Origin of the sequence: Alistipes sp. HGB5 (assembly GCF_000183485.2) — a bacterium.
Taxonomy (GTDB): Bacteria; Bacteroidota; Bacteroidia; order Bacteroidales; family Rikenellaceae; genus Alistipes; species Alistipes finegoldii.
The window spans coordinates 30,609-57,206 of record NZ_AENZ01000025.1 but is presented as its reverse complement, the minus strand read 5'-3'; the positions used below and the strand labels follow the sequence as shown (position 1 = coordinate 57,206).

The following is a 26,598-nucleotide window of genomic DNA, read 5'->3' as shown; positions in this document are numbered from 1 at the left end:
TGTTCGGTTTTTTGCGCAACAGCTTTTTTTTATCGGAGAAAACAGTTAGTTTTGTCAATAATATATATTATTTAGATAATATAAATAATTGAAATGAATGGCAACACTATCTCAAATTGAAGAAGAGGATAATGAAATATATGCGTATGTCGTACTTGGGGCCATTTGCATAGGGTTTCTCTTGCTGCTGGTACAATTGTATTATGCCAATTACGATTTGGTGCAACGCCTTCATATCGACATTCCGTTTCTGGATAAACATATTTTCTCGAAAGAGGGGATGAAGTTGTTGCTGGGGGACTCCTATAAAGTCAGGAATGTTGTGCTGTTCCTTTTTGCGTTTTCGTTGACGTCTCCATCTAAAGGGGAGAAACCGACGTCTTTCTGGCGACAGCTCGCCGGACTGGGCATTTCTGTTGCAGTATTTCATTGCTGTCGTTTTTTCTTACTTATCCCTCTTACCGCAGTCGGACAGTCATTGAATATTCTCGGGTCGCTCATCAGTGCCGTGTGCATCCTCAGTTATTGTGGCCGGATTACGAGGTTTTACTTGGCGCCGGATCGCTCTTTGAATGAGAACGAACGGTTGGCTGACGGGTTTGAGCAGACCACTGAATTGATCGAAACCCCTACTTCTGTCAATTGGAAGTATGAGTTTTCGTACCAAGGTAAAACTCACATCGGATATATCAATGAACTTGCGGTGTATAGGGCGTCGTTTGTTATCGGAATGCCGGGCACGGGCAAAAGTCATTCGTTTCTCGATCCTGCAATGAAGCAGCTCATAGCAAAGCATTTTTCGGCAGTTGTTTATGACTATAAAGATCCGACATTAAGCAATGCGGTGTATCAGTACTACGTGGCGTATAAACGGGAACACCCAGCTTCCACGTTGCGATTCGGGTATTTGTCCTATGTGAACATCAACCATACCTATCGCTGCAATCCGATGAAAGGTATATCTACATCGGCCGAAGCGGTCAACTTTGCCATTACGATTCTGACTGCCTTGAATAAGAACTTTGTCGAAAAACAAGGCGAATTCTTTACGGAAAGTGCGAAATCATATACCGCGATCGTAATATATGCACTGGGAGTATTGTTCGGGGGACGTTACCTGTCATTGCCCCATACGCTCACTATGCTGTCTCAGGTGCCGTCTGTCCTGTTCCCGGTGCTGAAGCTGATCTCCGTGCTGTATCCCGATATGAAGACCCTGTTTTCGCCTTTCAAAGAGGCATACGATACAAATACCTTACCGCAGCTTCAGGGGCAGTTGGCCTCGGCCCAAATCGGGTTGGGGTCAATGTCAGACGCATCATTGGCCTATGTTATGACTGAAGATGAGGAATCTCGGGATATCGCTGTCGATTTGGATACGATCTCGTCGAAAGAATCTCCTATGTTATTATGTCTGGGTTCGAATCCACGGTTAGGGGCGGTTCTCGGGCTTGCTAACGCCGTATACCTTACACGCATTGCCAATCTGCTCAATCGCAAGGGCCGTAACCCGACGGCTTTTTTTGCCGATGAAGTGGTGACAACCTATATCAATGGGCTCGATAATTTAATCGCAACTGCGAGATCCAATAAGATTGCGGTTTTTCTGGGTTTTCAGGATTTCAGCCAGATGGTACGCGACTATGGACAGAAGATTTCCGATGCGATCGTCAACACGGTCAATAATGTTTTTGTCGGAGCTGTCAAAGGTAAGACGGCAAAGGAACTGGCAGAAAGTTTTGGCAAAAAGACCGTAAGGAAAATCAGTAAGTCCATTACAGAAGATGGGAAGGTGACAACTTCTATCGCCGAACACAAAGAAGAACGTATTACTCAGAGCATGATTGAGGAATTGTCGCAGGGAGAGTTTGTAGGGCGCATTGCGGATGAATATGGTAAGGAGATCAAATGCAAGGTTTTTCATGGTAAAGTGATCGTCGAAACACCTGAGAAAGAGCAGCGCCTTCGGGAAGAGTTGGAGAACAGGACGAAAAATGAATGTGAGAGAGATGGACGGTCATATCTTCCCGATGAAACCCCTTGGATACCTAAAGTCCGGAATTGGTCGGATGAGGAGATTAAGCGCCGTCTGCGTCTGAACGTGATTAAGATAAATAACGAGGTTTCGGACGTGCTTCTGAAGCTGAATGAGATTGCCGATACATATAAGATTCTGACTCATCTGACAACGGGGACTGACGAGTTTTGTTTGCGGCACTACCTTGCTGAACCGCAAAATCCGCAGAAACGAATCAACCTTTTCGTCTGGCTGGAGGAAGCATACCGTATTGTATGGCGAATGGGCGAGCTTGAACTGAAAGATGATATTCTTTCTTTCGAGGAGAAATTTCAGCTTCTATTGCGTGATGTATATACGACCTCATATGAAGGGCTTCAGCAGATTCTTAAAGCCCGGGAGCAATATCATGCAATGGACTTGAATTCTGTAAAACAATTGATTGATGAATATGAAGATGAATATGGAACCAATCTGGTCAATCCTTAAAATGATCGGTTATTTCCTCATGGAGCTGTTGGTGTGGATTGGGACGGTTCTGTTGCATGTAACTACTTTCCTGCTCTTGTTCTTTGTACTTAGGAAAGTAAAAAATAAACCAAAAATAAAAAAATATTATTATGAGGAAACTGGAATTTGACGGTATCATCGGTGCCATCGACGAAAAAACCAATAAGCTGGTGCTGCGAGTTGGTTCGGAAACTTACGCGAAGACTGAAGAAGGAAACTTTGAAACCAAGACCGACTGGATCAATTGCTATGTGGCACTCTCAGAAAAGGGGCGTTACCGGGTCGGTGATCGTTACTTCTTCAGGGGGAATATGATTGTTGAGCCATATGCCAGTAAGAAGGAAGAAGGTGTGGCCAAAGCTCAGATCAAAGTCTTTGTATCCGAGAAGCCGGAACTTATTTATCGCAAGAAAGACACTGCACCTGTACCCGCTGCACCGGCTGAACCCTGCGATGATGTTGATGATCTGCCATTTTAAATGCGAGCCTTATGAAGAGAATAGTAGCAATATGCTTATGCTTGGTAATAAGTAGCGTTTGCCGGGCGCAAGTCGGATACCAGGGCCAGAGCGCGATCAGCTTGGGCGTAGCTAAAACCAATTATGGAGTCATGGCGGACTTGCGGTTCATGAATCAGGTTACCCCCAGATCCGCAATAGGGGGTGAGGTAGTATATAACCGGGAGCAGCTCTCGACAACAGACGATGCAGATTTCAATGCGCAGCAGGTTCTTGTTGGTGTCGTATATCAGTATCCGGTATTGTTCGGCCGACTCGGGTTCTTCCCCTCGGCGTCGTGCCTGATCGGGGGAGAGTTCGCTGATAAAACTACATCCAAAGGCGATATGTTGAGTTTTAGCAATGGGGTTGCGTTTGGTGTTTCGGTCAATATTCCTGTCGGAGTTGTAATCGGGAAGCGATTCACAGTTTATGCAGATCCGCGGCTTATGTACATCCCCACGACTAACTTTGAGAGTTGTATTTTGTCTATCGGTGTCGGGCTGAAATACTATTTCTAAATGACCAATGTGATATTCAGTTCGAGGTTAAAAGTGTGCATTTCTTGTTCGTAGGTATAAAATAGGTAAACATATTTGGTTACTCGGATTTTATTTACTACCTTTGCGGAAAAGATCGAACTATATGACACTTAACGACGCATTCTCGGTGTTGATTGCGCAGCCCTTTTGGTATAAGGGTAGCGGATATACCAAGCAGTATGCCTATCGGGACAAGAAGAATTTTCAGAATGGGAAACTTATTCCTGAAGAGCGTATGAGGCACTATTTGAAAACAGCCGGCTGGGAGCAGACCCAAGAAGAACAATGGGAAAAAGATGGAAAATAAGGATTGGGCATACCAAATTATCGACAACGATGCTATCAAAATGAATAACGGGGATAACATGGTCGATGTGTCTACGGCTTATCTGGCTATTGACCGTGCCCGGTCTGATGAACGGCATCAGTTATTGGCCGGCTGGGAGCCTACAACGAAGTCAGTTCCGACGACCGGCCTTGTTGATGTCTTTTTTTTAGACGGGACGATCCGGGAGATCGTAGGCGACCATGTATGTAACTGGGTTTATCCTTATATCGAAACCGGATATGCTGTTGCATGGAGGCTGCGGAAAGTCGATACCGAACAAGTAGATGAATAACAGACAATTTCTTCCCTTCACGACTCAACAAATTGGGTGAAATATGCCGGAGACTGAAGATAAATTGAGATTGAGCCTGATGGCCTATCCGTTTCCCGAGATCCAACGTGTCGAAGAGGTGTTCTCCACGCTGAAGGCGGATCCGGCATTGCTTGAGGAGGCGAGGCACCGCGGGTTCTACATGGGGCATACGAAAGCCAACCAGATGTTCAGCCGGTTGTTTGGCGGCGGACGCATAATGATAAAGCCGGAAGCCGATACGGAATTTGTCCGGCGGGTGATCCCGTATCTGAAGGCATTACTGAGCAGCTATGCCTTGAAACATGAAGAGAAAGAGGCGATATGTGCCATGATCCTGGACGAGATCGCTGATGACGTACTGCCAGAACCTAAAAAATAACTGTAATAAATGCCGAAGGGAGAATATACACGCACTGAAGCGGGGCGACGAGCCTATTTCGTTGTTACAGGAATAGAGTTGCCGAACACGCTTACCCATGATGAAATCAAAGCGTATTCGCATGCGCTTCCTGAAGAACAGTGGAAACGCTGCCATGAACTCTATCTCCAGTATATGAGCATCGGCCGGCCTGAGTATATGAAGAATTATGCTGAAAACTAACCCTAAATAATATGGACATTCAAATAATACAGAATAAGATCTACGAGATCCGCGGTCAGCGTGTGATGCTGGATTTTGATTTGGCCGCACTGTATCAAGTTACTACCAGTGCGTTAAATCAGGCTGTAAAACGTAATATCAAGCGGTTCCCGGATGATTTTATGTTTCAGCTCTCCAAGGGGGAATTCGACAACTTGAAATCACAAATTGTTACATCAAGTTGGGGCGGTACTCGCAAACCCCCTTATGCTTTTACAGAGCAAGGATTAGCTATGCTATCCGGGTTGTTGAACAGTGATGTTGCTATTCATGTAAATATTATGATTATGAGGGCCTTTGTTCAACTGCGGAACATGATTGTGCAGTCAGCGCGATACTCGGCCGAGCTTGCCGAGTTCCGCAGCCGGCTCCTGCTTGTTGAACGAGAAGTCAGGGAGAACCTTGAGGCTATGAACGACTTGAGCGAAGACGTGCGGAGAGATTTTGATACAGTATTCGAGGCCATCGGAGCGTTGTCCGTGAAACTACCGGAAGCCAAGAAATCGCGTCAGCCGATTGGCTTTGTAACCGGCAATAAAGAAGATTAATTGTTGTTAACCAAATAAAAAACTTGCGTAAATCCACTATTATGAAAAAGATTTTTAATTATGTGCTTGCTATCTCTGCCATTGTGATCGGGATGGCCTTTGGTTCTTGCAACGAGGAAGAGTTCCCCTCCCCCTCGCATCCTGATGGAGATGTAGTCCCTGTTATTCTAAGTGTCGAGGTGGCAGATCTGGTTTCGTCCCGTGCGATCGACGAGAATTTGATCAGCGATATTAATATTTATTTTTTCGGGAATAAAATCAGTTACCATTTCTACTACGCAGAAACAGCTCCTTCTTTTACTTTTCAAATGCTTCCCGGCACTTATCAGTTATATGTAGTAACGAATGTCCATCAGGATTTGGGAGAGCTGACCAAGGACGAATTATTGGCTTGCGATTATATAATCGGTGATATGGTGAGCGATATTCCCATGACGGGGAATATGAATATTCATATAACCAATGCAATGACGCTCCCGACATTGCAGGTAAAGCGTGTCGCTGCAAAAATATCGTACAATATTACGGTCGATAATGCTGTCGCTTCCAATATAAAATTACGTTCAGTGCAATTCTGCAATCTTCCGAAATCTACGGTACTGTTCGGCTCGGGGACTACGTCGGATGATGTAAATGATTTCTATGATGCCAATGCAATAGAGATCGACAATGACATGATATTTTCAGATGTTTTCTACATGTTTGAGAACTGTCAGGGCAACGTAAACAGTATCTATAACCAAACTGATAAATCACCGGAAAAAGCTCCTAAATGCGCATCGTATATGCGTATTCTTGCGGATGGGCCGGGTAAACTTCTTGAGTATATCGTATATCTGGGAGAGAATAGTACTACAAATTTTGATGTACGAAGGAATACCAAACACGAGATGAACCTTTACATCAAAGGTGAAAATGAGATTGATAACAGAGTCACGGTTTACGAAGGGCTTTATTATGGTAAGGCAAATTGCTACATCTGTACAGGTTCTCAGGTTGCGTTCGATGTCACGCCATACCGCACATCGAAAAATCTGACGTATACCTATTCGGATATATACGCTGGAGTCGAATATGAGGCCGTGAGGGCCGCCTTGTTGTGGCAAGATACGAAGAATCTCGTCCGATCGGTCAGTATCAATGATAACACCGTGATCGTCAATACCAATGGGGGAAAAGGTAACGCTGTGGTCGCTATATATAATAAGGCCGGAGAGATCTTGTGGAGTTTTCATATTTGGTGTACAGACCAGCCCGAAATATGCGAGTTTGCAAAGAATAGTGTCGGTAACTCATATTCCGTTATGGATCGGAATTTAGGAGCGACGACCTCCGCTTTAGGGGTACAATCATCCTATGGCTTGTACTACCAGTGGGGGCGAAAAGATCCTTTTGTCGGAGCTCTTGGAGCAACAAGTAGTGAAAACGGAAAAATGTATGATATAAATGGAGGAGAAGTGAGTTTTCAACAAGAGAGAGCTGTTGCAGGACTTACAGTCGAAAATGCAATTAGGAATCCTCAGGTATATTATACTGGCTATAACACATTTTGGGTGGCAAAGAGTGAATCTACCAAACTATTATGGGGCGATAATATAGACGACAACGTAGCCCCGGTTAAAACCGTGTATGATCCGTGTCCTGCCGGATATAAAGTTGCCCCACAAGATCTACTGCGAATTACGAGTAAGAACGGATCGTTAACAACAACTCAACCGTCAGGGTATTATACCTATGGTCAATTTAATTCGGGTTGGGCCCTGTATTACGATGGAAGAGGGACGGATAGAACAAAAATATTCTATCTGCAGGCTGGAGGTAGTCGTGCTGGATTAACGGGCGGAATAAGTATGGGCACGATAACGGGGGCTATGTGGACTTCCGGATGCAATAGTAATTTTAGCGCGAGTTCGGCCGGTTGTAATAGTGTTGAAATACTTAATCAATCAATTGAAAATCTCTCGCATGGATTTAATATCCGTTGTGTAAAAGAGTAGATGTGAAATTGTAAAAGTAAAGATAGAAAATAGGGGGATGGTTAATCCATCCCCCATTTCAAATTCTGACCAACCCGTAGCTGTCCAGCAGACCAAAATTCTGGCTTAATAAAAGCAATTAAGCTTAAACGAATCGGAACAGCAAATCTAAAAGCACGGACAGCAGCGCAATCAGTAATTGTAACATCGCTACAATATTTGCATTCCTTTTGCGCAACCCCTCTTTTCGATAATGTTTCATACGAAAAACTTTTGAGGATCTCGTTTTAACCTTCCGATGAAGAACAACTGTTCTTAATGGTCTTATGACCACCGCCCGGTTAAAACACTGGCGCACTCAATGCCTAAAGGCGTCACAAAGATAGTGATTTTTGTCGATAAAGTAAATTTGATCTGAAGAGTGCAGATTTAATATCTACTTTGTTTGTGGTAAAAGTCAATAAGATTTCAGATGGCGAATCTTATCCGTGTGGGGCAAAAATGGCGTGGAATAGTAGTTAAATCTCGGGGGATGTCATGCAAAACTAAACCCTGAAGTATGCCGTAGCAGGGACTTCAGGGGATTACGATGCAAAGATAAAAATTAGTTTGGGAGATGATTTTGGCCCGGTTCATTTATTCGAGAAACTCTTCCTTACTCCTTCAAAATGGCAGTATGGCACATGTCCTGAATGATGATGCCTTCGTCAAGTATTTGATAGGCTAAAACCCAATGTTTTTCGAATACCGCACAACGGTAGCCCAGTTTGCACCACCGCTTGAATTGGCATAGAGGGTGATTGATCTCGGCGCTGCATGTCATGATAAATTGGACGAACTGACCTCGATAAGCCTGCGCCGCTTCTTCAGAGAGTTTAATATCATCCCTGAGATAGGAAACCAAATCGGATAATTTGCCCAATACTGTGGGGGATACAATAACCTCGCGCATTATTGCTTGTATGCTTCTTGGATTTTGGCGTCGAATCTTGCGTTGAACTCTTCGAGGGGCACGGCACCCGCGGCAAGGGCTGCGCCCCATGCACCGACGGTCTTGGCCTCTTTCTTTTCTGGCTCGACCGTCACGCTCTTGTGATCTTTGATAAGGTCGAGTAGCCACCGCCCTTCCGGCGTGCTATCCTCAATGTGTACCGTTGTCATAACTCGAAAAGTTTTCCTTGTTGCAAATATAACGAAATTCTTGCCGCGAACGTATTCTCGTGTAAAAATAGTTTTAGGTAAGCCTTCAACTTATTTCTTGTGTGGAGCCGCAAAAAACAGCCCGCTACCTTTGAAATATTATATAAATAATATTTATGCAATGTTTAAATATTGCTCGTATTCTGTTAGCAGGAGCGAGGTTAAGACGATATTTGCAAAATGTTCCATAGTGTTGCTGTTATAAATTAATCGGCGGCGAGCCTTTCACCCGCATTGCGCATCCGTTCCGCACAATCCCATAGTCACGTCCCTGTCATGGACTGAATGCGCCGTTCTGTTTTTTTGAACTACGCCGATCTGTGGTTATCTGGTCATTGTTACGTCTGAAGGCAGGTAGTATTTCGTCGTTTGCGACTCTATGTATCTGTCGTTATAGTGGAATTTGAAACCCGGATTGTCGCCGGGGCGTATCGAGACGGAGAATTTTTCGTCGCAGCGCCAGAGGTAGGTCGAGTTCCTCGCTCCTTTGGTGATCGTCGGCATTGCTGTCGATCGCAGTCCGACGGGCGGGATCTTCGACCTATCGAGTCGGTATTCCTCATAATAGAACTTTATCGGCTCGGAAGCCTTGTAATCGGTCGAATACTGCGTGCGGTAATCGTAGGCTACCTTCGGTACGGGACGTCCGCCTTCCATGACGAGATACTGAAATTCTATCCGGGCGATTCCCTGCCGGGTTATGTTCACTGTCCGGGGCTTGAGTCTGACTTCAAGCCGCGTGATGCAGTCGCGCGAGAGCTGGAGTGCATAAGTCGCCTCGTTGGATAGGAGCTGCCCGGTGCTGTCATACCAGCCGGCCGGTTCGAAGTTGAACAACTCCTCGTTCACCAGTGCGAGCGTTACCTTTTCACCTTCAGTATTGTGCTCTCCGGCTCCCTCGATGGTGAAACAACCCTCGACGCTGCTGGTCACGACTATGTTCTTCACGACGTCCATGTATGCGCGTGCTTTTGCCGATGTCTTGCCTGCTGTGACCTCGAATTCGAGGATCTGCTCGCCGATCTCTTCGGGTGCATACTCGAATGTCGCATCCGCATCGACGGGGCAGGCCTGCCCGTTCACGGCATAGCCGTTCCGGAAGATTTTGCCTTTGCCCTGACTGAGGGTCGGTGTTACGACGAATTTCCCGTCTGCGCCCGGAGTACCTTGGATATGTAGCTTCACCGGAATCCGGGCATCGGCCGCGGGGTTTACGATCTTCGCTTCGCAGACAGCTTCGGCCGTGATTTCTGATGGCGCTGTTACCGTCACCTTCAGGTCTTGCTGTTCGCTGACTTCGCCATCAGGGGACTTGGCCTGAAAACTTACGAGCAGATCTCCCGCTTGGGCCGGGGTAATTACAAGGCGTGCATGCTTGGCCGCGAGCTGCACCCATTGGCCGGACGTGTCCATGTCGCTTCCGTCGAGCGTGAGCGTGGCCTTCCCTTCGCGGATGAACGCTGAGAGGGAGAAGTTCCCGTCCACACCTTCCTGAGCAACGGTCAGCGTGAGGTTTACGGTCTCTCCCAGTTCACAGACCGCTGTGACGGTAGACAGGGATAATTGCGGCGTTGGCTCGACGATCTGGTATTTTGACGAGGAGCATCCGGCCGATACGAACAGCGCCAATGCGTAAAATAAGGTCGTTCTCATGGTGTTGTCAGTTTGTTACGATGATCTCAAGGGTCTTGAATTGGGTGGTATATCCGTCCGTTGCCGAGAGCTGAATACGGTGAATGCCCCGCTCGGCCGGGGTGTAATAAAGCGGCTGTTCCATGTTTGCCGGCACGGAGAACGCTTCGGCCGGGGTGATGGTCACGGCCCCGTACTGGAGTGTGCCGTTGCCGGTGAGTTGTGTATATGTTACGGGGATTGCTCCAGTCCATCCTGTTTTGGTGAGAAGCATGGTCAGTTCGATCCGCTCGGTGATGGACGCCGTTTCGGGGTACTCGACCTCCAGCGCGAGGGCGGGACTCTTCTGGACATTGAAGTTGATGAAACTGCGGCCGGACTGCTCGCCCTCTTTGGTTTTGACCTCGAAGGATATGCGCAGCGGCCCGGCCAGCGTCGGCGTGAGCGTCAGGATCTCCGTAGTGTTGGACATCGACGTCCATGTGCCGTCGGTCGGGAGGTCGCTGCCCTGCATCGAGAGCTCGCAGGCCCCTTCGTTGAGTACGGCCGAGAGCTGAAATTCCCCGTCGTACCCCTGCTGCGAGACCTTGAGCTGGAGATACGCCGGCTGGTTGATGATGTAAGAGTCCTGCAAGGCCGTCACTTCGAGCGTCGGCCGGGGCTCGGTGATCCGGTACTCGGATTTCTCACAGCCTGCGGCCGCGAAGAGTAAAAGTGGGAGGATTATTTCACGATATTTTTTCATTGTATAATAGGGTTTGAATTCACACAATGGGTAACGCTGTCTCCGGGTATTTCCCCGGTCTGGATCATGGCGCAGTGTGAGCACAGATCGGCCTTTACCCACCAGCACATTCCCAGCTTTTCATGGTCGCAGGGATCGTCCTTGGTGCAGCCGCATATTTTACAGGTCTGAACGGCTGTGTGGCCGTCCATGTCGGTCAGTGTAAGTTCTCGTTTCATATGTTTATTGTTATTGTTTTGTCCGGCTCGGTGACTATTAAGCCAACTTTCGATACCTCACTCCAGCCGTATGAATATTCATCATCCCACTCAATCTTAATGTTGTAATCCTCGTATCCGTTCTCGACCGCCCAGTCGTACAGTTCTTGCGGTGTCATAATTTCCTCCCGCACATGGGGCAGTATTTGATATGCACTCCTGATGCAAAACTATCATCGTCACATTCTGCGTCGTACGTGATCTTTAATCTTTGCCCGTCAATTTGCAAAACGCATTCGGATACCTGGTCAACTATCCACCACATACCAGGTTTGCAATACTCGCATGTTGTGCCTGTTTTTTCTTGTTTTTTCATAGTTTATCTTGGTATTTAATTTCCACACTGTCGATCTGCTCCCGCGTGATAGCGATTCGGTGCTTATCCTGAAAGGCCGATATCCTTTTACATACCCTCTTAGATTCGGCCGAGGACAGCATATCGTGATAGTATAGATAACTTTGGCAAAACAAGAGGGTCGCCAATTCCTTTCGCCTTTCGGCCGCTGTTTTCTCTGTTTCCATATCTCCGTCTTATTCATGAATCTCCCGCCAGCCGAGGATTTCGTGTCGGTAAAACGAGCCGTTGCCCGTGAACCAGTAGTTAAATTGCTTGTCGTAAGCCGCTATGTAATATATTCCCGGGGAAGTGCATATTATCACTGGTTTATTGTCATCCGGGGTAATGTTTGGGTCGTGCCAGCGCGTCAGCTCCGCGCGCTCGGATTTTCCGAACTGGATAAGCCATTCAAGGACAGAGAAGGTAGGAATACAGCATCCCATACATCCCCGGTCGCAATCCTTGCGGTCTCCACAATCTACACAGATATTTTTTTCGCAAAATGCTTTTGCCCTTTCCTTAATCGTCGTTCTCATTCTCGGTCAGTTTTTGGATGAAATATTGAGCAATTACACAGCTTGCATCGCATTTATTTCGTTTAGAGCATATAGCTTCTTTGCAATGATATTCCATAACAAAATAGCAAAACGCCTTGATTGCCTTCTTCCGCATCCGCTCCTCTGCCTCCTGCTCGGCATGCTCGACCGCATACTGGGCTACATCTACTCTCACGGCATGATATGGCAGGTCAAATTCTTCGCCCTCACAATCGACTTCTACTTTCCAGCTACCGTCCTCCAGTTCTTGTCTTGCTTTTTCGCTTTTCATATGTTCAGTTTATAGCCGTTAGACAAAAGCCATTCGGTAGCATCCATAAGTACATCGACCAATTTTATCCCCCGGTGGGAGATCAATTCTGCTCCGCTTTCAGTTTCATAGCTTACATACCATCCCTCGTAACATTTGGAGATATTGAGGTAAAATGTACCTTTTGCGTCAATGAACACGGGTAGTAATTCCTGCTGGTCGGCGACCGTGAAGGCGGGGGCGTACTGGCCGGGGAAATTTCTGCACATCCATCCAACATGCTCCTCTTCTGCTATTCGTAACTTACTCCGCCCTATTACTGCTGGCATCGTATGCCATACCATGCTCGCCTTCTCCGCGGGCACTCCCAGCTCGATCAGCCGCTTCGACTGCTCGACGCTCGTTACTTGGTCTGTCATAATTTTTGCTGTTTTATTTCGTTTTGTTTGTGACTATGAAAACCGACTCTTTGCGAATTGGCAATTACGTTCTGTGCGCCGGGAAAGTAATTGCCGTGACCAGCGTATTCCCCAAGGGGATCAACGCCCATACCGACCGGATCACCGGCAAGGTGTCGTACATCCCCGCCGACCGGATCGACCCGATACCCCTGTCCACCGACATGCTCCAGCGGCTCGGGATGCGCCGTAATGCGGTGCGTTGGGTCAAATACGGCGTCGATAACCTTTATGTCGACCGAGCCGTGGATAAGTTTTACATATCCATCGGCAGGCTTGGCGAGCGGGTATGTCAGGTGCGGTTCGTTCATCAGCTTCAAAATATACTCTCCGACGGCTGGGGCGTGGAACTTAAATTACGGCGGTAAGTTGTTCATATTCGTAGAAAAGCGTGCGTCATGGGTTGTTGATTTTCATAAAACACATCCACTGCGTTTTGGAGTTCTTGCCGCTCTTGTGGCCGAACAGCGGCTCCACTCCGAAAATTTCGATGATTCGGCTTGCGGGTATTTGCTCTTCGCACCACTTGAAGATTAAAACCCCTTCCGGTTTCAACACTCGCATACATTCGTCGAACCCCTGCTTTAGATCGGTTTCCCATGTGGATAACAATTTGCCGTATTTGTGCGCCATGTAGCTATTGTCGCCAAGACGGACAAGGTGCGGAGGATCGAACACAACAAGCCGAAATGTTGCATCTTCGAACGGTATACTTCGAAAGTCACCGATTACATCCGGATGCACCTCCAAACTCCGGCCATCGCAGAGTATATGCTCTTCGTCCCGAATATCCATGAACACAGCCTGCGGGTTCCGCTTGTCGAACCACATCATACGCGGGCCGCAGCAGGCATCCAAGATCAGTTTGTCCGTTTTCATAATTCACACTCAGATCTATTCGTCTGTCTCTCGCTCCAGCCGCATGCTGTCGGCCATGGCCCAGAGGTATAGGAGTGTCGTTCTGAAAAGTTTCATAGGGTAGTCGTTTGAATTATCACAGCTCTTCCGTCTGCAAGTCGCGGACGGGATATGTCCGGTTGTCGGGTTCGTAGAGGAAAAAATATATTCGTTCGAATTGTGTGAGACTGATTGCCCAAAGGTGCAATCCATCTGCGGCAGTGGAGGATATGTAATGCTCGTTGGCTTTTAGTTTTCTGCCACCTATCAAGCTCAGACATCGTTGTACTTCGTCCAGATTTTGACGTATCAAATACATTTGTCCCGCAGCAGGCTGGTACCACTTGCCCGGATTATCTTTATCGTAGTTGTAACATTTTTCGGTGAACTCGATTTTCCGCATAACGTCTTTGGCATTGAGTAATGCCTCTGTGTTTTTTCGGCCGTTATAATCGAATTTGGCTTCACTCCAGTCCTGCATGACCGTGAGATCAGAAACACTCGTGAACTCACCACCGCCCCAATCTCCGATAACGGGATCCGGGGCCATCAGAAACCTGCATTCCTCCGTGATGATTGCGACACCTTCAGCTTGCTCTTCCCATTCTTGGTTCCATGCCGAACTTGGGTAATAGAGTGAATTGCAGTAAATATACACGCCGGGTTCCGGATTCGTGAGGCTGCCGTTAATCCCATTGACTTCGACTTCGATATCCACCTCGGAAACGCAGATGTCGTCCTTTACTATGCAGTGGATTTTGTGTAAGCCGGTTTCATGGGGCTGGTATGAGAGCATATTATGGGAGTCTGCAGAACAGTAGAAACGATTTCCGGCAATGCCGTCTTCGAGTATGAAAAATCCGTTGCCTTCAGTTGACAGTTGTACGAAAAAGTCACCGGCATAATTCTCTTTGGTTGCTGTTAAAATAAATTTAAACTGCTGTTCCAAATTGATTGTCGGGGTGATACATTCGGCATTCGTTATGATTTCCGCAGTATTGACACTCACTGCATAAATTCTTTTTTCGACCTTTGTCCCGTCGGCCGAGATTGCATAGATACCGAAGTTGAACGGCTGTTTGGCCGTCGCCCCGGCTTGGGGCGTAATTTTCAGGTGGAGCACCTTCGAGGAGAACTCCTCGTTGACGATCTCGTAGGGAATCTGCTGTTCGGCTTGCCATTGCAGTTCATGGCCGTCTACTGTTGCCACGGCCTTACCTCCGTTGCAGGAGGTGTTCAACAGGAAATAGTCTGCTGCCGGATTCTTTTCGGTGATTGTCAGTGTTGCCTCGATTACTTCGCCTAACTCGTATTCTCGGCTCTGGTAATCGAGTGTCATGCTGATTGAGGGTTTCGGGCCGGGAGTATCCGGCTCTGCGGAGTCTTTGCTGCACGCCGTCGTTGCGGCCAGCAGCAGCATGAGAATTGTCTTGTAAGTTTTCATGACGCAAAATATTTGGAGTTGTGTCGCCGGCGGGACTCGAACCCGCAACCTCATGCCCGGATCCAATTTACTAATCTATTCGTATGAAAGAAACCGGACATGCGCTCTTCCGATTGAGCTACGGCGACTTGAATCACCCCCGGCCGCAGCCGGGGATGATTGGGGAAAAGGTAGGGTTTACTGCCCCAAGTTCACGTCTTGCGTGGACAAGGCATCCCAGTTTGCGACGGTCACGGCCAAAGTCACGTCCTGTCCTGTGAGTCCGTCGAGCTTCGCATTGACTTTGTAGGAGCCGTTTCGTGCGATCTTGCCGCCGGTTGCTCCCGTGAGTTCCGTTTCGTAGGTGACGGCCAGCTGGTCGGTCGTAGTCGAGAGGTTGCCGTCAGCATCATAAACGGCATTGAGGACTACTTTTATTCGCGATCCCGTAGCGGCTGCGGCCTTCTCGTTGATGTAGAAAAGGTTGTTGTACTTGTATGCGTTCGTTTTCGACGCTCCGGTTTTGTCGCAGTAGGCGTCCTGCGCCGAGGTGAAAGAAGAACTTACGGTGGCGTACTTGCTCGTGGTCTGGTCAATCAGGAAGGACTTCTCGGCACCGCGGCTCAAGGTTACCTTCTTGACCTCGACGCAGCCGTTGCCGTACTTGGTACGGAACGAGTCGGTCATGGAGGTCTGAATCTCGACCTTCGCCACGACGCGCTTCACGGTCATGGTTACGGCCGTCGTCCCTGCTGCGATCTTGACGCTCGCGGAGCCTGTCATAACGAATCCTCCGGTGCGCATGGCCTTTGTCGTGACGTTGGCGTAGGTGCTGTTGTAGGAGGCGATGTCGCTTTCCAATTCTGCGAGCAGCCCGGTTTTGGTGGTGATATTATCCGCTATGTTACGGTTGATGACGACATAGAAATCACACGAGGCATCGGCGCTCACGCCCGGAAGTACGAACTTGATCGGCGTCGTGGTCGAGCCGTTCACTTCGGCGGCGGTCAGGACACGGCGCAGGATTTGCGTGCCCGAGGTGTTGTAGACGATCAGCACGGCCGAGGAGATCGACTTCTCCCAACTTTCGGTAGTGCCGGAGCCAAAGGCGCGGGTTCCGTCAGCTACACTTTCATTTTTCAGGATAAGTTCGATTTCGCCTTCCTTTCCACCGTTGGTCGGTGTAGGATTAACTTCGTCTTTCGTGCAGGCTGCAAGCAGCATCGGCATTACCGCGATTGCGGTCAGTTTCATAAAAAATTTTTTCATAGAGGGATGATTAAAAAATTAAGTGAGAAAATAAGTTATTTTCGAGCCTATGCTCCGAAATGTTCTTCTTGAATGACTGTTCCTTCCCAGTCGGAGATAATCACCGTCACATTGGCTCTGTTCAGGAGAATGCGGATGTCTATCTCGACGTCGTGTCCCGGATTAGGGGCGATTTCCATGTAGCGTTGTATCGTGGCCACAAAGAGTTCATGCCCGTAAATCGAGGTGGGATCGTCGGTGTAGATGCCGATTGAGATTGGCGAGTCCGAAGGAAAGTAGGGCGTGTAAAACGATCCCGACATGGTGCCGGCCGCCGGGTCGCGGGCCAGTTGGGGACGATACATTCTGAAGCCGCCGCAGGGCTTGTTGTCAAAACTCAGAGCGGCGTAGTTGTTCAGCCCGAAATAGAAATCTTCGGGGTTGTTGATGTTCTGCATCCCTTCGACACGGACGTTGACCTTGTATACGGACTTGAACAGGTCGATGTCGAAGCGCAGCGAGTCGCCCTTTTGGATCGGCGTCTGGATGCGGTTGAAGAAAAGCGGGTCGGCACCCGTATCCGGGAAGGTGATGGCGGCATCGCCGAGGTTGTCTGCCGACACCGTGGAGCCATGCCCTACGTTCGCAAGCGTCACAATCCCATATTCTCCATTTGAAATGTAGGTCTGCATGGCTCCGGTATCGGTCAGGAACTCGTCGCGCGTAAGCGTCGTGTCGCGGTACTGCCTGCCGGTCTTCAGGTCGAAGAAGAACAGGCGCAGGGTCTGCACCTCGTCCATGGTGTCGTGCTCCCCGTCGTTGTAGTTGTAGCGCAGGTATACGATGGCCTTGCGCTTCACATCGACGTCGATGTCGTCGTGGATCTCGCAGCCGGGGAGAAGGCTCGCGAGCAAAAGTCCTGTGAACAGTATTTGGATAGGTTTCATGCTGCTATTTCTTGAATCCGATTTTTTGTGGTTCCTGCCGAATTTGCGGTAGCTTGACGGACAGTGCCCCTATGGCCTCGTAAATTGCGTCGATGTCCTTGCCGATGTCTTCGCTCATGTCGTTCATGGCTTTCAGGTTCTCCCGAACTTCATGTTCGATAAGCTGAAGACGGCTGCGCATTTCCGCAAGCTCGGCCGAATGCTGCGATGCCTGCGTGAGATAGTTGCGCATGGCGACGAATGCCCGCATGATGGCGATATTGACTTGTATCGCAGACCCGCTGCGCAACACACTCGATAACATGGCAACGCCCATTTCGGTAAAAGCGAACGGCATATACCGAATGCCGCCCTTGTTTGAGGTCACAATTTGTGATCTCAAACTGTCTTTCAAAGAGTTATACTCTTCGTTCGAAATCTCGAACATAAAATCTTCCGGAAACCGCTCGATATTTCGGCGGACAGCCTGTTTTAAAACTTTCGTCTCTACCTGATAGAGTGCAGCCAGGTCGAAGTCGAGCATCACCTGCTGTCCACGGATCTCGTAGATCTTATTTTGTATGGTTTGTAGTTCCATCTTACCAGGATGCTTTTACGTTATTCTGTTTGTATAAAATTTGGATCTCTGGATCGAGGTTACCGCGGAACTTCAGCACCGGATCTGCCTGAATCGCCTTGAGGTAATACTCCAGTCCTTCGCGCGGCCGGTTCATGCGCGAGAGTGCTATTGCAGATAGGTAATCGGTTCTTGGGTTCTTCTCGGCCGGCGGCAGCTGCTCCAGAATCTCGAAAGCCGCCTCGTCGTAACTCAGCGAGAGCAGCACGATCGCAAGGTTCTGGCACTTGTAGTCGTTCAGGGTGCGCAGCGCCCCGACATAATCCCGGTCGCGGAGCTGCTGTACGCCGCGCATGTAGGTCGTATCGAGTACGGTCAGCACGACGGTATCCTTGACCATATCGACGCGGCGGAGGTTATAGCGGAAGTCTACGGCCCGCAACTGGGGATAGAGGATCTCCTTCATGTAGGCATAGTCCTTGGGAAACTGCTGGCGGATTTGCGGCTCCGTTACGTCGAGGTTACTGCTTTGATCGATCATGTCCGTAATCTTCTCCCAGTTGGGTACGTCGCTGTTGTGTCGGATCAGGCGCTTGAGCAGCGTCCAGTCCTCACCGATCGAGCGGGTGCGAATGAGCGTATCGACCTCGTGGCCGAACTTGCGCACCAGGCGCTCCTTTATTGCGCGGGCACGTTCGCCGGCAATACGGTTGTTGGTCGCCATCGAGCCGTCGGGAGAGGATGAAGCGGTAATGGTGATAGAATCGACGAAAAACTCGTATTGGTTGATAAGCGTGTCCATCAGGCGCTCGATTTTGTCAAGCTGCACATGGTTCTGGCCCATCGTGTCGATTACATTGGCACGGCCGACCGGGAAGGTGATGTAGTTGCGGTCGCGTACCTCGACGTACTTGTCGATGATCTTGAGCATGTACCGCGGCTCGTTGTCCAGGAGCGAGAGCATGGATGTCACGGTGTAGGTAAGCGTGTCGCTGTTCGAGAGGTCGTAGCGGCTGCGGTCGATGGCGTCGACGCGGCCGCGGAAAAAGAGGTGCAGGCGCTTGGTATCCTTCGTCGGCCGGTAGGTCTGGGTGTAGTAATACCGGATCTCCCCTTTGCGGATCAGCACGGAGTCGAGCCGCGGATCGGATAAATAGGGGAACGAGATCGTTTGTTTGTAGGTGGACTCCAGTTTGTCGGCCCGGCGCTTCTGGCCGCCGGCGATGTAGCGGTTGTAGGCTTCGTAGTACTTCGCGGCCAGGCCGGTGGTGGACGTAAGCTCCGTCGAGTCGCCGAGCATGCGGTTCAGGTACTTGTTCATCTGCCAGTACTGGCGCTTCTGGATGTCGGAAAAAAGCTCACCCCGGATAGAGAGCGGTTGCAGCGCCTCTTCAGTCCCGTTGTTCTCTATGACCGGGGTGAGCGACAACCCCCACGTGCTGCTCTGGAGAGCAGCGGGTATGCCTACGATGAAGTCGATCGCAATCTCCCCGTTGCGTTCAGCTACGGTTTTCGACTTGGCAACGATGTAGACCGTCTGAATGTTCTCGCCTTTGATGGTGACTTCTCCCGTGGAGTCGCGTTCGACCTCGGCCAGATAGGCGCTGTCACGGCCGCCGTTCATCGAGATTTTTCGCATTTGCGTGACAGCCCGTTCGACGTCTTCTACTTCGGGTGTCTCCACGGGGCCATTGCTGGGCAGATGGATGTCGGCCGTCGGGGTGCTGCGCTGCAAGGAGTGCGTCATGGCGCAAGAGAGCATCAGGACGGTCAGAACTATGTAAACGAGTGTTCTATACGGTTTCATTTCTGAAATTAATCTTCAAGTGGTAGAACAAAAGAGGCGATAGATGTTAGTATCAGAAGGAATAATAAACCGATTTGCTTCGATAACAATTTGCTGATTTCAGCATCGTATGCTGTTATTATTGATTCTATTGAAATATCTTTTGCTTTCGCCAGAATAGCATCTTCTGAAGATAGCTGATCTTGTTTCTTGGCGTTATGATTGCTCCACTCCTCGATGGCCAGGCGTTTCGTTGCATTGTCAAATTCTTGCTGATAACGATGTGGTAATTCCTTTACAGTGAATGCTGTATATCCGATCAATGCCATTTGGATCAACAGAATTGTCAGGCCGAATATGCGCAAATAGATACGGTTCATAATAAATTGCATTTTGATTTTTTGTCCGATAGTGCTTCGGCAATATGCACGATGGCTTTGCCCAGATGCCTACTCTCCCTGAGATCCTGAAGTTCCTGTTTCTCTGGAGCCGTTTCATGCCACTCTTCATAGCAGTCGGGACAATACATGAGATTGACGGCTCCTACATAGAACCCGCTTGAACTGATCTTCCGACCGCAGCGGTCGCAGACTTTGGCCCGAGCCCATACTTTGATTTCGGCGGCCGATAATGTCAGTACTTTATATCCTTTGGAGTTTTCGAAAGTCGTTGTCATGGGATCTGTGAATTAGAACAAGTAGGAAAATGACAGGTTGCATTTGATCGGGACGAGCAGGAACCGGCGGTGACGATAGGTATACTCGTCGTCGAACTCCCCGATGTGCTTCGGCCGCAGCTTCTCGGTGTAGGGGGTATAGACGATACCGGCCCCGATCTCGACGATGAAGTTCCAGCGGGTACTCAGGAGTTTCGAGTAACCCCAAGAGCATCCGATGCCGTAGGCATTGCCTTTGAAGGTGCGTTTGTCGTAACCTATGGTGTAGTTGGCATAAAACAGCGAGGGGGAGACGAACTGTCCGATGTATCGTTCGACGAACCAGTGCCGCCATCCCGGTTGCAGGACGACATGGCTCCACTGGGTGTCTCCGAACTTGAACGGATTGGCCGAGACCGGAATGTTGATCGTATTGTGCAAGTTCACGTTCAGATCGACGGCTGCGTTTATATTCCCGGCAGCCCATCCGACGATATTGGTCGAGACGGACGAGAACTGGGCGTGAGAGACTGAAAACGTGAACAGCGATACGATAATGAGGAGATAGTGTTTCATATTGACGATATTGTGAAAAAAGTGGGGCGGACGCATTTGCATAATGTATTAAATCCCTTCAGTCTGCTTGGAAAGAGAAATTGTCCGCCCCAGTAGTTTTCATTCCGGAGTGTTGTGTAATTTGCAAACCAATGTTTTTATACATGATTAGATTGTAATACGTTATGCGATGCAAAGGTACCCGTTCTGTGAGGTGCAAAGCAAATTATAGATACTTTTGGAAGGGCTTTCCATTTTTGTAATCGTTTGATTCTAAAAAAGAATGATTATATTTGTGCAATTGAATTCTACAAGAAAAACATGGCGAAAAACGGGGATACGAGAAAGCTCCTGCTGGATATTGATATCGAAACGATGGAGTATATTAATGACTACAAGTATGCAATGCTTTTATCTCAGGGGATAGTAATGACTAATGTGGATATATTTATTGCAGCGATCCAGAGTTTAAAGCGTGAGACAGAGAAGGAAGGGAAGCTCAAAGTTGTTCCCCGGCCGGAGCATGTGCGTAAGATGGAAGTCAGCAGACGCGAAGCGTTGCAGGCCGGCAAGTTACGGAAGAGACAAAATAAGGAATAATAGAAGGAGGGCTTGATTTAAGGCCCTCTTGTGTTGATAAAAAGATAGCAATAGGGAAGAGGGGAGAGTGTTTGGCCATTCCTTTGGACGGTATAATGCAAGTGCTTTCCCGTACTGCGGCCGGAAGTCCCCATTATGCCAATCGGATCTCCGATATGTATTTTTTGGTGCGGAGTCCGGATAAAAGTACGTTTCAGGTGCCCGTATGTGGTTTTAAAGCCGTATTTGTGTCGTATCTTGATGTGTAACCCAATAAGATCATTATAGGCGACTGTATCGAGAATCCCGTTTGCAGTAGCGTAGATCGTATCATTCCCTGAAGGGGGAATGTCTATTCCTGAGTGCCGGTGTACCTTTTGTGTGATAGGGTGAATGCGCAGACCGTAACCTGATGAGATTCGCAGCCTGTCAAAATTCGGTTGTTGGACAGGGGAGATACATGGGATGTCGAGGATCTGCGGCGCTCTTGCCGGGAGTTGGGCAATGATATCTAATATTTCCTTATTTCCTGCTGTATAGAGTGCATATGGATTTTGTCCCCATAAACTTATGGGAAGCAGTTGGAGGAACAGCGATATTCTTGCCCATTTTTTCATAAAAGATCGGCAAGAAGAACATGCAGGGCATTCGTTATCGCCTCGTCCCGGGAACAGTCGGCCTTGATGCTCCTGCAAAACTCCTGTATGGCTTCCTCGTTTTTGCGCTCGAGGTAATCCCGGTATTCTCGATCTGACATAGACTGGTGAAACTGGGGCTTAAAATCCGCGATGTAGTTGACGAGGTAGGGCTTGAAAAAGGCTAAATCGTATAATTCTCGTATTTCCAGATCAATAATCTGCTGGAGTTTTTTATCTATATTTTCACTCATTGTTTTTTGATTTTTTCAACTGTCGATTTTGAAAAAAATACATAATTCTTGATTGATTGACGCTTCAGTATACTGCGTTCGACTTTCTCTATCGCCCTGTATTTTGCATTTTTTTTGTTGTCTGCCCGAACTCTGCAATGCACGATCATAAAACGTAACCCGACATCATATAGGCCCGGGGGAACTTTGTTGGCAGTTTTGTAAATACCTAATAGGTTCGCCATTCGATGTATGGCTTTGGAACTCCGTTTGAATTTCACCTCCAGCTCTTTAGCCGTATACTTTGGATAGAGTTTAATCAACTCTTTTTTCTCTTTTGAATTCCACTCCATAGTCTTGACAATTAGTTTTTAATAGGGATATTGAGTTCTATCTCCCGGACACAGACTTCCGTGTCGTCGCCCATAGTTTCTGCCTGGGCCATTTCTTCGAGCCGGAGTTTGTCCGAGTCGTTGTCTGCGAGGGCATATAAGCGTCCGTATTCGCCATGTGCGTCCTCGATAGTGATGGCATACACTTTCATATTCGGCATATTGTTATTGGTTTGGGGAGAGAATATCTTGTAGTTCCCACTCTCCTTTCATGTATTGCACGGCGGTTATGGCGGCTCGTCATTTCAGCGTCGGGTATCATGGTGCCGGTCGTTATAAGTTTTCTTTTTCCTTGAGGAGCAACAGCCCCTTGTAGATCGTTTCCCGGAGATTGTCTTGTATCCCCGGTAACTTTCGGTGCGCCTCGATGATCGACCATATTTCTTCCGTGAAGTCGATGCTTCTCTTTTGCACGAATGTATATGTCCGGCTACGCTTCTTTTTCTGGCGCTGCGTAATACCGGCCAACGCGATGCTCATCATGTCCTCGTCGTAGGAGGGGCGGTCTTCTATGGCTGGCATATGGAGTGTCTACTGAAGGAGTTTAGCAATGATTTCATCTGTCAAAGCACTCATGTCGTCAGCGCCTTTCGATTTCGGTGCGAATTCAAAAATCGTTTTATGTTCGGCCTCTGCCTGTTTGAAGGCTTCGCATAGGCGGATATTCGTGTTGAACGCATCAGGGAGAAGATCATCCGCCCGTAATAGTTCGACCGTTTGTTGGTAAACCTTTGTCCGGGCGTTAATCATGCTTAATATGATGCCTCCGAGTTGGATTTTGGCTCCATAATTCTTTTTTATCGTGTTTGAGGCAGAGAGGATACGTCGCATGCCGTCGTAGGAGAATTCTCCGGGCGACAAGGAAATGAGCATGGCATCGCCGGCGGTGATTGCATTTATGATGATTGCATCGAGAGCTGGAGCGCAGTCGATGATGGCAATATCATAATCTTTGTATTCGGGCATTGCCAGGTACTTTTTCAGGAAAAACGGGGCGTTCACGTCGTTTGCGAGCTGAACGTTGATATTCGATGTCCTGACATCCGAAGGGATGATGTAAAGGTTCGGATTGATCTCGTACGGTTTTACGGCCTCGCCTGTTATAAAGAGTTTGAATAAAGTCTCCTTGTGTTTCGTAGCATTGAAGATTAGCGAGAGGTTCGCTTGTTCGTCCCCGTCGATCAGGAGGACTTTCTTTCCGAGTTGGGATAGGCGGAAGCCGACATTTGCTGCGGTGGTCGTTTTCCCGACACCGCCCTTTTGGTTGATGGAGATTAAAACTTTCATGGTAGCAGACTGTATTTGGTATTATAAATTGAGTTCCATTTGAATCACTCCCTGTTCGTGAGAAATCTTCTCTTCCTTTATCGCGTTTTCGATGGATTTGAGGTAATATGCGTCGCGATTATTGATCTTGTCGCCGTGATCTTCCATGTAAATCCATGCTGCGAGATGTCTTTGAAACACGTATGTGTAATTTCTTAGGGTTATATTTTTGAATACCCGATTGTATCTGTCTTGCCCGATTTTTAAAATATGCCCAGCATAATGCCGCATCTGGGAAAGATGGTTCTCGTAAGCGTAGAGATCTTTTTTCGACGGATGTGTCTCGTATATGTTAAAAATAATATGGCTTGGCGTGGAATGGCGATTGCTCGGGAACTCCTCGGTATAGGTGAAATAATAGTTTGTCGTATTATTTTGCACCATAAGGAGCAGCTCGTCGCGTGCGACATCGAGGACGCGACGACGGAACTCATGGTACCTCGGGACTGAGTTGGCGCGGATACGCTGCTTGGATTCTGTACTCCCTTTCTTCTTGGGTGAGTCGACATTCAGAAGCAATCGGAGATCAGGGTAGGGAATAGCCCATTTCTTCCCATCTGCGTGCCGGCAGATCTGCATGTAGATCCTCGCGGTGTAAATCGAACGGCAGTTGTCGACGGTAGCTTGTAATAGGCGTGAGTATCCGTAACAGGGATTGACCAGTAATCTGGCTATGTCTTCATCGAAGAAAATGTGGATATAGCTTTTGTTTTTCTGAGACTTGTCATTGTTATAAAATACTCCTTGACATAAAGGCCGGCATCCGTCAGTCAGTGTTTCTTTGGCTAATTCCGACCATGTGGGAAATTTAACCGGTATCCTGATCAGATCGCTGATGGCTGCTCTGATCCGGCTATAATGGCTTCGGATATTCGTAAAAGCATCTAAAGGTATCCTAACCTCGAGTGTCCGCTCGTTAATCTTCCAGTAAACATCTTCGGCGTGCAATCGGAGGTTCCGCTCTTCCCCCAAAAGGTAATCAATTTTTGGATGTTCCTCTTTGTTTCCGAAGCGTCGGCACAGCGTGACGTATTCGTCTATATTTTGATTGATGATCGGCTGTAAAATGTTGGTGATTTTTACGATTGCCGATAGTTGTGTCAGCCGGTAATTGTATTTGGCATCCAAGATCATGTTTGGCTGGTTTAATTCGAGTGGTGCTTCGCCAGTCGGGAGGGTTGGGGGAACGATCAAGCTCTCGCTTTTGTATACTCGAGAGTCTTTGTTGCTATATATCGTTTGTACTGCCATGATCGTGGATAAACAAGAGAGAGGGGATATGGTGTGCCAACTGCTACCGTGGGATCAGTGATGCAGTCTTATCACCACTCCCCTCAAGTCTCCTGTGCTTTATATTGATAATTTCAATTCTTTATATTTTTGCTTGAGCTGTTTGAAGTCGAGCAATAAGGCATCTATTGTGAATATGAGAATTTTCCGGGAGGTGCTGTCCGGGTGAGTGGGAATGAGACCGGCATGGACATATTCACGAACAGTCACGGTGCATACGCTGTGCATTCGGGCACAAGCGTCAACGGTTATCGCGGTTCCATAGAATTTTTTAGGGTCGAAACATTCCTTTTTCATCCGTGTAATCGTGGCCTCCAGATTACTCACAGTGAATTCGAGTTGTTGAATGTAGAGACTGATCTTGGTGGAGTCGATATGTGTAGAGTCTTCCATGACTAATTACGATTTATGATATTCTCGTGATTGTAAATAAATTGTCGTCAGGATACGTTTTGGTCTCAAATTTTCGTGGCTCGAGCTTCCCTGTTTTTATTTTCTTGTTATACCGCTTTATTGCTTGTCGGCCATTTGTGACTACATTCCCTACAATTTTGAAAATGGCAGGATCTTTTACCGCCATTCCTTTTAAAAATGGTTCCCACCCTTTAGAAGACGGCACTTCAGTGAAAGTGATTTTTCGAGCCATGTCTTTGGTTTACAAATGTTATTTCTTAACTTTACCCAATTTATTGTGGTACGCAAGTTCGGTACGCACGTACCACAATGCAAATATAGCAAATATATTTACTGATAAGCAAGAATATGCAAAATAAATTTCCTACAATTAAGGATAGGATATTGTATCTCGCTGAAATAAAAGGATTTGGCAAGAAGAATTTTTGTGAGAAGATAGGAATGTCTTATGGAAGTTTTACTGGGCAAGCAAAGAATACACCTTTGAATTCAAATGCGATAGCAAATATATTGTGTATTGTTCCGGATGTTAATCTTCACTGGCTGTTAACTGGGATTGGCGATGCTGTTATTGTTGAGCAGGAATTGGATTCTTCGTCTATTCGTGGGGAGAATACTGCAAAAGACTCAATGATAGCTGAGCTTATGACAATAATTAGAACTCAGGCTGAAACATTACTTCAACAACAAAATTTCATAAACGATCATTTCATGGAACTACACCAGAAAAAAATATCCCCCCCCCGCGTTGGCGTGGAATATCCTGATAAAGAGCATATTAAAGAGTAGTTCTGTGTTTGATATATTGTAGTGGGATCCAATTTTCAAACACGGACTCCATAATAGTATATCGAA

The 26,598-nt window shown here is 47.7% G+C and carries 38 protein-coding genes and 1 tRNA gene; 12 read left to right on the top strand and 27 right to left on the bottom strand.

What is annotated here, in order from left to right:
• Window positions 1–97 precede the first annotated feature (97 nt).
• The 9 genes from HMPREF9720_RS04555 (at window position 98) to HMPREF9720_RS04515 (ending at window position 7,392) form a co-directional block, all read left to right on the top strand.
• Window positions 98–2,506 carry a TraM recognition domain-containing protein gene (locus HMPREF9720_RS04555; RefSeq protein ID WP_009597013.1) on the top strand — a complete coding sequence of 803 codons (2,409 nt, stop codon included), beginning with the start codon at window positions 98–100 and terminating at the stop codon, window positions 2,504–2,506.
• A 131-nt stretch (window positions 2,507–2,637) separates the two neighbouring features.
• Window positions 2,638–3,006, top strand: coding sequence for a hypothetical protein (locus HMPREF9720_RS04545; protein ID WP_039939854.1), 369 nt, complete (start codon window positions 2,638–2,640; stop codon window positions 3,004–3,006).
• Window positions 3,007–3,017: 11 nt separating this feature from the next.
• Window positions 3,018–3,545 (top strand): hypothetical protein, encoded by a 528-nt coding sequence (locus tag HMPREF9720_RS04540; protein ID WP_039939852.1) that lies wholly within the window; start codon window positions 3,018–3,020, stop codon window positions 3,543–3,545.
• Window positions 3,546–3,669: 124 nt separating this feature from the next.
• Window positions 3,670–3,873, top strand: a complete 204-nt coding sequence (locus HMPREF9720_RS04535) for a hypothetical protein (protein ID WP_009597000.1) — start codon at window positions 3,670–3,672, stop codon at window positions 3,871–3,873.
• The gene (locus tag HMPREF9720_RS04530; RefSeq protein ID WP_039939850.1) at window positions 3,863–4,186 is read left to right on the top strand and encodes a hypothetical protein; all 324 of its coding nucleotides are present in this window, start codon (window positions 3,863–3,865) and stop codon (window positions 4,184–4,186) included. The genes HMPREF9720_RS04535 and HMPREF9720_RS04530 overlap by 11 nt, the downstream gene beginning before the upstream one ends.
• Window positions 4,187–4,229: 43 nt before the next feature.
• The gene (locus HMPREF9720_RS04525) at window positions 4,230–4,586 is read left to right on the top strand and encodes a hypothetical protein (RefSeq protein ID WP_039939848.1); all 357 of its coding nucleotides are present in this window, start codon (window positions 4,230–4,232) and stop codon (window positions 4,584–4,586) included.
• 9 nt (window positions 4,587–4,595) lie between these two features.
• Window positions 4,596–4,808: a hypothetical protein gene (locus HMPREF9720_RS14985; protein WP_014775609.1), complete on the top strand. Its 213-nt coding sequence runs from the start codon at window positions 4,596–4,598 to the stop codon at window positions 4,806–4,808.
• Between the two features lie 11 nt (window positions 4,809–4,819).
• On the top strand, window positions 4,820–5,395 hold the full coding sequence (locus HMPREF9720_RS04520; RefSeq protein WP_009597042.1) for an ORF6N domain-containing protein: 576 nt from the start codon (window positions 4,820–4,822) through the stop codon (window positions 5,393–5,395).
• Window positions 5,396–5,436: 41 nt separating this feature from the next.
• On the top strand, window positions 5,437–7,392 hold the full coding sequence (locus tag HMPREF9720_RS04515; RefSeq protein ID WP_009597043.1) for a DUF4906 domain-containing protein: 1,956 nt from the start codon (window positions 5,437–5,439) through the stop codon (window positions 7,390–7,392).
• Between the two features lie 634 nt (window positions 7,393–8,026).
• Here HMPREF9720_RS04515 and HMPREF9720_RS04510 read toward each other — a convergent pair.
• The 8 genes from HMPREF9720_RS04510 to HMPREF9720_RS04475 form a co-directional block, all read right to left on the bottom strand.
• The gene (locus HMPREF9720_RS04510; RefSeq protein ID WP_039939846.1) at window positions 8,027–8,323 is read right to left on the bottom strand and encodes a hypothetical protein; all 297 of its coding nucleotides are present in this window, start codon (window positions 8,321–8,323) and stop codon (window positions 8,027–8,029) included.
• A complete protein-coding gene (locus HMPREF9720_RS04505; protein WP_039939844.1) occupies window positions 8,323–8,532 on the bottom strand; it encodes a hypothetical protein in 210 nt (69 codons plus the stop codon). The genes HMPREF9720_RS04510 and HMPREF9720_RS04505 overlap by 1 nt, the downstream gene beginning before the upstream one ends.
• 363 nt (window positions 8,533–8,895) lie before the next feature.
• Window positions 8,896–10,224, bottom strand: coding sequence for a hypothetical protein (locus HMPREF9720_RS04500; protein WP_009597035.1), 1,329 nt, complete (start codon window positions 10,222–10,224; stop codon window positions 8,896–8,898).
• A gap of 7 nt (window positions 10,225–10,231) precedes the next feature.
• Window positions 10,232–10,948: a hypothetical protein gene (locus HMPREF9720_RS04495; protein ID WP_009597031.1), complete on the bottom strand. Its 717-nt coding sequence runs from the start codon at window positions 10,946–10,948 to the stop codon at window positions 10,232–10,234.
• Window positions 10,945–11,166 carry a hypothetical protein gene (locus tag HMPREF9720_RS14980; protein WP_009597067.1) on the bottom strand — a complete coding sequence of 74 codons (222 nt, stop codon included), beginning with the start codon at window positions 11,164–11,166 and terminating at the stop codon, window positions 10,945–10,947. Before HMPREF9720_RS14980 ends, HMPREF9720_RS04495 begins: the two co-directional genes overlap by 4 nt.
• Window positions 11,167–11,736: 570 nt before the next feature.
• Window positions 11,737–12,078: a hypothetical protein gene (locus HMPREF9720_RS04485; protein ID WP_139022454.1), complete on the bottom strand. Its 342-nt coding sequence runs from the start codon at window positions 12,076–12,078 to the stop codon at window positions 11,737–11,739.
• On the bottom strand, window positions 12,062–12,370 hold the full coding sequence (locus tag HMPREF9720_RS04480) for a hypothetical protein (protein WP_039939838.1): 309 nt from the start codon (window positions 12,368–12,370) through the stop codon (window positions 12,062–12,064). Before HMPREF9720_RS04480 ends, HMPREF9720_RS04485 begins: the two co-directional genes overlap by 17 nt.
• On the bottom strand, window positions 12,367–12,768 hold the full coding sequence (locus HMPREF9720_RS04475) for a hypothetical protein (RefSeq protein WP_039939836.1): 402 nt from the start codon (window positions 12,766–12,768) through the stop codon (window positions 12,367–12,369). The genes HMPREF9720_RS04480 and HMPREF9720_RS04475 overlap by 4 nt, the downstream gene beginning before the upstream one ends.
• A 50-nt stretch (window positions 12,769–12,818) precedes the next feature.
• Here HMPREF9720_RS04475 and HMPREF9720_RS04470 point away from each other — a divergent pair, with 50 nt between their 5' ends.
• Complete coding sequence (locus HMPREF9720_RS04470; RefSeq protein WP_139022453.1) at window positions 12,819–13,175, top strand: hypothetical protein; 357 nt, start codon at window positions 12,819–12,821, stop codon at window positions 13,173–13,175.
• Between the two features lie 28 nt (window positions 13,176–13,203).
• Here HMPREF9720_RS04470 and HMPREF9720_RS04465 read toward each other — a convergent pair whose 3' ends face one another.
• From HMPREF9720_RS04465 to HMPREF9720_RS04430, 10 genes are all read right to left on the bottom strand, one after another.
• Window positions 13,204–13,686, bottom strand: a complete 483-nt coding sequence (locus tag HMPREF9720_RS04465; RefSeq protein ID WP_009597033.1) for a class I SAM-dependent methyltransferase — start codon at window positions 13,684–13,686, stop codon at window positions 13,204–13,206.
• A gap of 115 nt (window positions 13,687–13,801) precedes the next feature.
• Entirely contained in the window at window positions 13,802–15,148 is a 1,347-nt protein-coding gene (locus HMPREF9720_RS04460; protein WP_009597030.1) for a hypothetical protein, read from the bottom strand.
• 21 nt (window positions 15,149–15,169) lie between these two features.
• Window positions 15,170–15,276: transfer RNA gene (locus tag HMPREF9720_RS15595), tRNA-OTHER, on the bottom strand.
• A 49-nt stretch (window positions 15,277–15,325) separates the two neighbouring features.
• Window positions 15,326–16,381 carry a DUF4906 domain-containing protein gene (locus HMPREF9720_RS04455; RefSeq protein WP_050805081.1) on the bottom strand — a complete coding sequence of 352 codons (1,056 nt, stop codon included), beginning with the start codon at window positions 16,379–16,381 and terminating at the stop codon, window positions 15,326–15,328.
• A 62-nt stretch (window positions 16,382–16,443) separates the two neighbouring features.
• Window positions 16,444–17,322, bottom strand: a complete 879-nt coding sequence (locus HMPREF9720_RS04450; protein WP_009597025.1) for a FimB/Mfa2 family fimbrial subunit — start codon at window positions 17,320–17,322, stop codon at window positions 16,444–16,446.
• Window positions 17,323–17,326: 4 nt separating this feature from the next.
• Window positions 17,327–17,899 carry an ORF6N domain-containing protein gene (locus HMPREF9720_RS04445; RefSeq protein ID WP_009597046.1) on the bottom strand — a complete coding sequence of 191 codons (573 nt, stop codon included), beginning with the start codon at window positions 17,897–17,899 and terminating at the stop codon, window positions 17,327–17,329.
• 1 nt (window position 17,900) lies between these two features.
• Window positions 17,901–19,685 carry a tetratricopeptide repeat protein gene (locus HMPREF9720_RS04440; protein WP_039939832.1) on the bottom strand — a complete coding sequence of 595 codons (1,785 nt, stop codon included), beginning with the start codon at window positions 19,683–19,685 and terminating at the stop codon, window positions 17,901–17,903.
• An 8-nt stretch (window positions 19,686–19,693) separates the two neighbouring features.
• On the bottom strand, window positions 19,694–20,044 hold the full coding sequence (locus tag HMPREF9720_RS04435) for a hypothetical protein (RefSeq protein ID WP_009597047.1): 351 nt from the start codon (window positions 20,042–20,044) through the stop codon (window positions 19,694–19,696).
• Window positions 20,041–20,340, bottom strand: coding sequence for a zinc finger domain-containing protein (locus HMPREF9720_RS14975; protein WP_083817604.1), 300 nt, complete (start codon window positions 20,338–20,340; stop codon window positions 20,041–20,043). The genes HMPREF9720_RS04435 and HMPREF9720_RS14975 overlap by 4 nt, the downstream gene beginning before the upstream one ends.
• A gap of 12 nt (window positions 20,341–20,352) precedes the next feature.
• Window positions 20,353–20,895, bottom strand: coding sequence for a DUF3575 domain-containing protein (locus HMPREF9720_RS04430; protein WP_039939880.1), 543 nt, complete (start codon window positions 20,893–20,895; stop codon window positions 20,353–20,355).
• Between the two features lie 300 nt (window positions 20,896–21,195).
• Between HMPREF9720_RS04430 and HMPREF9720_RS04425 the strand changes: the two genes are divergently transcribed.
• Window positions 21,196–21,474: a hypothetical protein gene (locus tag HMPREF9720_RS04425; RefSeq protein ID WP_050805080.1), complete on the top strand. Its 279-nt coding sequence runs from the start codon at window positions 21,196–21,198 to the stop codon at window positions 21,472–21,474.
• A 17-nt stretch (window positions 21,475–21,491) separates the two neighbouring features.
• On the opposite strand, the gene HMPREF9720_RS15990 is transcribed toward HMPREF9720_RS04425, so the two are convergent.
• The 9 genes from HMPREF9720_RS15990 to HMPREF9720_RS15360 form a co-directional block, all read right to left on the bottom strand.
• Entirely contained in the window at window positions 21,492–22,070 is a 579-nt protein-coding gene (locus HMPREF9720_RS15990; protein WP_083817603.1) for a M23 family metallopeptidase, read from the bottom strand.
• Window positions 22,067–22,342: a hypothetical protein gene (locus HMPREF9720_RS04420; protein WP_039939828.1), complete on the bottom strand. Its 276-nt coding sequence runs from the start codon at window positions 22,340–22,342 to the stop codon at window positions 22,067–22,069. Before HMPREF9720_RS04420 ends, HMPREF9720_RS15990 begins: the two co-directional genes overlap by 4 nt.
• Complete coding sequence (locus HMPREF9720_RS04415) at window positions 22,339–22,674, bottom strand: hypothetical protein (protein WP_039939826.1); 336 nt, start codon at window positions 22,672–22,674, stop codon at window positions 22,339–22,341. The genes HMPREF9720_RS04420 and HMPREF9720_RS04415 overlap by 4 nt, the downstream gene beginning before the upstream one ends.
• A gap of 11 nt (window positions 22,675–22,685) precedes the next feature.
• Entirely contained in the window at window positions 22,686–22,865 is a 180-nt protein-coding gene (locus HMPREF9720_RS04410) for a hypothetical protein (protein ID WP_039939825.1), read from the bottom strand.
• Between the two features lie 121 nt (window positions 22,866–22,986).
• Window positions 22,987–23,235 (bottom strand): hypothetical protein, encoded by a 249-nt coding sequence (locus HMPREF9720_RS04405; RefSeq protein ID WP_009597056.1) that lies wholly within the window; start codon window positions 23,233–23,235, stop codon window positions 22,987–22,989.
• A 9-nt stretch (window positions 23,236–23,244) separates the two neighbouring features.
• Entirely contained in the window at window positions 23,245–24,000 is a 756-nt protein-coding gene (locus HMPREF9720_RS04400) for a ParA family protein (protein ID WP_009597011.1), read from the bottom strand.
• 21 nt (window positions 24,001–24,021) lie between these two features.
• Entirely contained in the window at window positions 24,022–25,290 is a 1,269-nt protein-coding gene (locus HMPREF9720_RS04395; protein ID WP_009597039.1) for a replication initiation protein, read from the bottom strand.
• A gap of 99 nt (window positions 25,291–25,389) precedes the next feature.
• Window positions 25,390–25,722: a hypothetical protein gene (locus HMPREF9720_RS04385; protein ID WP_039939818.1), complete on the bottom strand. Its 333-nt coding sequence runs from the start codon at window positions 25,720–25,722 to the stop codon at window positions 25,390–25,392.
• A 13-nt stretch (window positions 25,723–25,735) separates the two neighbouring features.
• Complete coding sequence (locus tag HMPREF9720_RS15360; RefSeq protein ID WP_139022451.1) at window positions 25,736–25,975, bottom strand: hypothetical protein; 240 nt, start codon at window positions 25,973–25,975, stop codon at window positions 25,736–25,738.
• A 116-nt stretch (window positions 25,976–26,091) separates the two neighbouring features.
• Here HMPREF9720_RS15360 and HMPREF9720_RS14785 point away from each other — a divergent pair, with 116 nt between their 5' ends.
• Entirely contained in the window at window positions 26,092–26,532 is a 441-nt protein-coding gene (locus HMPREF9720_RS14785; RefSeq protein WP_050805077.1) for a hypothetical protein, read from the top strand.
• The last annotated feature ends 66 nt before the right edge of the window (window positions 26,533–26,598 follow it).